Source organism: Pseudomonas endophytica, assembly GCF_001411475.1.
GTDB classification, from domain to species: Bacteria; Pseudomonadota; Gammaproteobacteria; order Pseudomonadales; family Pseudomonadaceae; genus Aquipseudomonas; species Aquipseudomonas endophytica.
Genome location: NZ_LLWH01000122.1, coordinates 1 through 2,618, shown reverse-complemented (window position 1 = coordinate 2,618; position 2,618 = coordinate 1). Strand labels below are relative to the sequence as shown.

Genomic DNA, 2,618 nt, shown 5'->3' with positions numbered 1-2,618 from the left:
CAAGCTCTAAGTCGGCATTTGGCCGAGCATTTGGCTTTATCCGGGCAGGCAGGTGAAGAGCAAATATTGCGACTCGAGAGCGATGAGCAACTGGTCAAAGTGGTGACCATCCACAAATCCAAAGGGCTGGAATACCCCTTGGTTTTCCTGCCGTTTATCTGCTCGACCAAACCGGTGGACGGTAGTCGTTTACCACTGCATTACCACGATGCGGCGGGCAATGCCCACGTAAGCCTAAAGCCAACCCAAGAGTTGATCACTCAAGCGGATAATGAGCGTCTGGCCGAAGATTTACGTCTGCTCTATGTGGCTTTAACCCGCGCTCAGCATGCCTGCTGGCTTGGCGTTGCAGACCTCAAACGGGGCAACAACAACCGGTCTATTTTGCACCTGTCCGCCTTGGGTTATCTCTTGGGAGGTGGGGCCTTATTAGCCGAGTCCGTTGCCTTGGAGCGCTGGCTGGCAGAGTTGGCGCAAGACTGCCCGGCGATTCAATACGAGCCCGTCCCGGCCGTTAGCGAGGAGCGTTTTTACCCACCGCTCAATCAGGCCACGCTGCTTAAGCCGTTGATCCCGACCCGACGGGCTGCGCAGAACTGGTGGATTGCTTCTTACAGCGCATTGCGTATTGGTGACAGCCTCAGCCCGGCCGAAGCCCCTGAAAGCGCCTTGGCGCAAAAACTATCGGACGATGAGCGACTGGATCCGAACGCGCCGCGTGATGCGTTACTCAGTGGCGGTGATATACACCGGTTTCCTCGTGGGCCTAATCCCGGAACATTTCTCCACGGCCTGCTGGAGTGGGCAGGTAGCGAACGCTTTAACGCCGACTTCGAACCCCTCAAAGACGCTGTGGCCCGGCGCTGTAACCGACGCGGCTGGCAAGGCTGGATCGACACGCTAAGCGACTGGTTACAGCACCTGCAACATGAGCCGCTACGTCTGAATAACGGTCAGCCTGCTGTGGTCTTGAGTGAACTGAGCCAGTATCAAATCGAAATGGAGTTCTGGTTCGCCAGCCACAAGGTTGATGTTCTGCAAATGGACCAACTCGTGCGTCAGCATACCCATAACGGTGCGCCGCGTGCCGGGGCTGAGCCGAGCCAGCTCAATGGCATGTTCAAGGGTTTTATAGACCTGACGTTTGAGCACGAAGGGCGCTACTACGTGGCGGACTACAAATCTAATTGGCTCGGGGCCGACGATTCGGCCTACACCGAACAGGCGATGAACGCTTCGATTCTGGATAACCGCTACGACCTGCAATACGTGTTGTACCTATTGGCGTTGCACCGTCAACTCAAGGCCCGCTTGGTTAATTACGACTATGACCAGCACATGGGCGGCGCGCTGTATCTGTTCTTGCGGGGCACTCGTTCGCAAAGCCAAGGGGTGTTCTTCACCCGACCGCCCAGAGTATTGATCGAAAGCCTAGACCTGATGTTTCAGGGCAAATCTCTGCCTAAACCCGTAGAACCGACGTGGGAACAGGGAGTGTTGCTATGAGTCGCTCGTTTGCCGAGCTGTTGCCGACGCCTTTAACGGCAGAAAGTCTGGCCCAACTCCAGCCATTGAGCCGCGCAGCCGATTTGCTGCTGTTGCTAGAGCGCTGGGTCGAGCGCGGCTGGCTGCGCGCACTGGACAAAGCGTTCGTTGCGTTTTTGCATGAGCGCGACCCGCAGGGCGATCCGTTGGTGCTGCTGGCAGCGGCACTGACCAGTCACCAACTGGGCCACGGTCACGTCTGTCTGGACCTGTTTGAAACCTTAAAACAACCTGACTTCGCGTTGTCGCTGCCTCCCGAAGGCGATGTACACACAGACGCCATGTTACTGCCCTCACAACTGCTTGAGGCATTGGACGGCGATACATGGTGCAAAGCCCTACACAACAGCCTATTGGTTGAACATGTGGAACAGTTATCCGCAGACGCTTCGAGCCGACCTTTGGTGCTCAGCGAGCGCCGTTTATACCTGCGCCGCTATTGGGCTTATGAGCGACGAATCGACAACGCATTGCGCCAACGTCTGTCAGTCATCGAAGCTACGCCTGATGATTTACCCGCGCGCTTAAATGAGCTTTTCGGCGCACCGAAAGCCAATGCCCCGATTGACTGGCAAAAACTAGCCTGTGCGCTGGCCACTCGCGGCGCCTTTAGTATCGTCACTGGCGGCCCTGGCACCGGCAAGACCACGACGGTCGTGCGTTTGTTAGCGCTGCTTCAAGCCCCGGCCGTTGAAGCGGGTGCGCCCTTGCGAATTCGTCTGGCCGCTCCTACGGGTAAGGCTGCTGCTCGCCTGACCGAATCTATCAGCCTGCAAGTCAAATCGTTGAAAGTGGACGACAAGGTTCGGGAAAAAATCCCCAGTGATGTCACCACCGTTCACCGCTTGCTGGGTAGCCGTCCCGGCACGCGGCATTTTCGTCACCATGCAGGCAATCGTCTGCCGCTGGACGTATTAGTGGTCGATGAAGCCTCTATGATCGACCTTGAAATGATGGCCAACTTGCTGGACGCACTGCCCGAACAGGCTCGGCTGGTACTGCTAGGTGACAAAGACCAGTTGGCATCGGTAGAGGCGGGTGCTGTATTTGGCGACTTATTCCGTGGTGCTGAG

At 56.9% G+C, this 2,618-nt stretch carries 2 protein-coding genes; both read left to right on the top strand.

The window, feature by feature from the left end:
- The coding region (locus tag AQS70_RS09470) for a 3'-5' exonuclease (protein ID WP_187331801.1) at positions 1–1,506 on the top strand (1,506 nt) is incomplete at its 5' end.
- Positions 1,503–2,618, top strand: a 1,116-nt coding sequence (gene recD / locus AQS70_RS09465; protein ID WP_082428070.1) for an exodeoxyribonuclease V subunit alpha, incomplete at its 3' end; no start/stop codon positions are given. The genes AQS70_RS09470 and recD, both read left to right, overlap by 4 nt.